At 65.7% G+C, this 3,003-nt stretch carries 4 protein-coding genes; 2 read left to right on the top strand and 2 right to left on the bottom strand.

The window, feature by feature from the left end; all coding sequences use genetic code 11:
• Together QOD90_RS07710 and QOD90_RS07705 are read left to right on the top strand one after the other, a co-directional pair.
• Positions 1-986, top strand: a 986-nt coding sequence (locus QOD90_RS07710) for a glutamate--cysteine ligase (RefSeq protein ID WP_526348293.1), incomplete at its 5' end; no start/stop codon positions are given.
• A gap of 2 nt (positions 987-988) precedes the next feature.
• Positions 989-1,642, top strand: a complete 654-nt coding sequence (locus QOD90_RS07705; RefSeq protein ID WP_526348291.1) for an LON peptidase substrate-binding domain-containing protein — start codon at positions 989-991, stop codon at positions 1,640-1,642.
• Here the strand turns inward: QOD90_RS07705 and QOD90_RS07700 are convergent.
• Together QOD90_RS07700 and mnhG are read right to left on the bottom strand one after the other, a co-directional pair.
• The gene (locus QOD90_RS07700; RefSeq protein ID WP_526348289.1) at positions 1,633-2,583 is read right to left on the bottom strand and encodes a class I SAM-dependent methyltransferase; all 951 of its coding nucleotides are present in this window, start codon (positions 2,581-2,583) and stop codon (positions 1,633-1,635) included. The two genes, QOD90_RS07705 and QOD90_RS07700, sit on opposite strands and share 10 nt — an antisense overlap.
• Positions 2,570-2,923, bottom strand: coding sequence for a monovalent cation/H(+) antiporter subunit G (gene mnhG, locus QOD90_RS07695; RefSeq protein ID WP_526348287.1), 354 nt, complete (start codon positions 2,921-2,923; stop codon positions 2,570-2,572). The genes QOD90_RS07700 and mnhG overlap by 14 nt, the downstream gene beginning before the upstream one ends.
• Positions 2,924-3,003 lie beyond the last annotated feature (80 nt).

Below are 3,003 nucleotides of genomic sequence, written 5' to 3'. Positions count from 1 at the left end.
AAAGCCCGCGCGTACACAAGGAATTGCTGCGCAACACCGTCGAGATCGTCACCGGGATCTGCGACAACTCCGCCGAGGCGATGGACGATCTGCGCGCCACGCTCGCGCCGACCCGCAGGATCGTGCGCGACCGTGGCATGGAATTGTTCTGTGCCGGAACCCATCCGTTCGCGAAGTGGTCGGCCGAGCAGCTCACGGACGCGCCGCGTTATGCCGAGCTCATCAAGCGCACCCAGTGGTGGGGTCGGCAGATGCTGATCTGGGGCGTGCACGTCCACGTCGGCGTTTCGTCGGCGCACAAGGTGATGCCGATCATCACCTCACTTCTCGACCAGTACCCGCATCTGTTGGCACTGTCGGCGTCGTCGCCGTTTTGGGACGGTGGTGACACCGGATATGCCAGCAACCGCGCCATGATGTTCCAACAGCTTCCGACGGCGGGGCTGCCGTTCCACTTTCAGGAGTGGTCGCAGTTCGAGCAGTTCGTGCACGATCAGAAGAAGACCGGCATCATCGATCACATGAACGAGATCCGTTGGGACATCAGGCCGTCGCCGCACCTTGGCACGGTCGAGGTGCGGATCTTCGACGGTGTCTCCAACATCGACGAGCTGAGCGCGCTCGTCGCGCTGACGCACTGCTTGATCGTCGATCTGGACCGCCGCCTCGACGCGGGCGAGCATCTACCGACCATGCCGCCATGGCATGTGCAGGAAAACAAGTGGCGCGCAGCGCGATACGGTCTCGACGCGGTGATCATCCTCGACGAGGACAGCAACGAACGCCTCGTCACCGACGATCTCGACGAGATCCTGAACCGGCTGGAACCCGTTGCGCGCTCGCTGGGTTGCGCCGACGAGTTGGCCCGGACGTCGGACATCTACTCCAAGGGCGCGTCGTACCAGCGTCAGCGCCGAGTCGCCGAGGAGAACGATGGGGACCTGCGGGCGGTCGTCGACACGCTGATCGCCGAGTTGGTGCTGTAGCGATGACCACCAGACCGATGTTTCCGCTGGAGGCCGTGCGGCTGCCCGGCGAGGAATTGGCCTTGCGCATCTTCGAGCCACGCTACGGCGCCCTCGTACGCCAATGCCTGAGTGACGCACGCGAATTCGGGGTCGTGCTGATTGCCGCCGGCCGCGAGGTGGGCGGCGAGGACAGGCGGTATGACGTCGGTGCGATGGCCCACATCGTCGACTGCCAGGACTTCGGCGATGGGCTCTACCACCTCGTCTGTGAGATCCGCGAGAGGATCCGCGTGACGGCGTGGTTGGAGGACGACCCGTATCCCAGGGCCGACGTCGAGCGGTGGCCGGACGAGCCCGGCGCCGTCGTCACCGGCGACCACATCGGTGAAGTCGAGGACCGGCTGATGGAGCTGTTCGAGCGGATTGCCGCATCGCAGGAGGCATCGTTGCCGCCGCGCCAGGACCTGCTCGGTGAGCCCGAACCGGGCGACGACGCGGGGAAGCGGTTGTACGCCTTGGCAGCTCGAATCCCCATGGGTCAAGCCGACCGCTACTCGGTGCTGGAGGCTCCGAGTGCCGCCGCGCGGCTCGATGCCATGCGCGAAGCCGTCGAGACCGTGGCCGCCATGGTCGAATTTCAGCTGGCCGATGGCGGCGCACCCGATCAAGGGTGAGTGAGCCGGATCCCCTCCACGAACGCGCTGCGCATCTCCTCCATGTCGTTGGGAAGATCGCGGTGGTACCTGTTCATCACGACCGCGGCCGACGTCGTGCCGACCTGCCAGCCATGCTCGCTCAGCCAGTCGGCGACGTCAGCTCGCGGCTCGGTGTAGAACAGTTCGCCGACGTCGGCGACCTGACGCCCCGCCGCGCTCGCCGCGGCGCGCATCTCCCGGATGCGGGCGCGGCTTCGTTCCTGGTAGTCCTCGTCGAAGTAGTTGTTGCCGAACGCCTCGACGGCGATTCGGCTGTCGGGCGCACTGAGTTGGTTCACGCGTTCGAACATGAGGTCCTGAGCCGCGGCGGGAAGATACGGCAGAAGACCTTCGGCGAGCCACGCCGTAGGCCTAGTGGCATCGAAACCGGCGTCGCGCAAGGCCGTTGGCCAGTCATGCCGTAGGTCGACGGGCACGGCCACGTCGCGGGCCTTCGCAACGGCGTTGTGTGCCGACAGGGTGTCGGCCTTGAACTCGAGCACCTTGGGCTGGTCGATCTCGTACACCACGGTGTCGGAGATCCACGGTAGCCGCCAAGCGCGGGCATCTAGACCGGCGGCGAGGATGACGACCTGGCTGATTCCCGCGGCACCCGCCGCGATGAAGAAGTCATCGAAGTACTTCGTCCGCGATATCGCGTACGCCCGAATGCCCGCGGCCCGTTCCTCCATCTGCGTCACCAATTCGGGCGACACGTTGGGTACCTCGGAGAGTCCCTTGGTGGCGAACGGTGAGGTCCAGCCTTGTTCCGTGGCGGCGTCGATGAACATCTGCGCGTAGGGGTCGTCGAAGAGCGGACACTCCGATTGAGATTCGACCGCCCGCGCGGCCGCCACGCCAAGCGCCGTCGCACCGACACTCTCGGTGATGTCCCACGTGTCGTCGTCAGTTCTCGCCATGTTCGGCCAACTCGTTTCTTGTCAGAAGGTCGTCTGTCGTCAAGAGTTCCCTGCGGAAACTGTGTTCCCGGTAGGCAAGCTGACCCACTCGGTTGGCGACGACGGGTGCCGTCACCAAGGTGAACAATGCGGCGAGGAGCACCATGCCGACGTCGGCATGATCTCGTAGCCTGATCGCTGCCCCGGCCAGCACCAGTAGCAGGCCGAGCACCTGCGGCTTGCTGGCCGCATGCATGCGCGCCAACGTGTCGGGGAAGCGCACCACCCCGATCGCCGCCGTGAGCGACAGCGCGGAGCCGCCGAGGACCAGGGCACCCGAGATGACGTCGAGGACGTTCACTGGTCGCCGCCGTCTCGGTCGGTGTTGTTGTCCCGCACGCGGCTGGTGTTGTTGTCCCGCACGCGGCTGGTGTTGTTGTC

This window comes from Mycobacterium sp. (genome assembly GCF_032161845.1).
GTDB lineage: Bacteria > Actinomycetota > Actinomycetes > Mycobacteriales > Mycobacteriaceae > Mycobacterium.
The sequence above is the reverse complement of the archived record's forward strand: the minus strand, read 5'-3'. Positions and strand labels throughout refer to the sequence as shown.

What these genes read in the sequence shown, in the direction of transcription:
- QOD90_RS07705 (WP_526348291.1), top strand. Translation starts at nt 989, where the DNA reads ATGACCACCAGACCGATGTTTCCGCTGGAGGCCGTGCGGCTGCCCGGC.
- QOD90_RS07700 (WP_526348289.1), bottom strand. Translation starts at nt 2,583, where the DNA reads ATGGCGAGAACTGACGACGACACGTGGGACATCACCGAGAGTGTCGGT.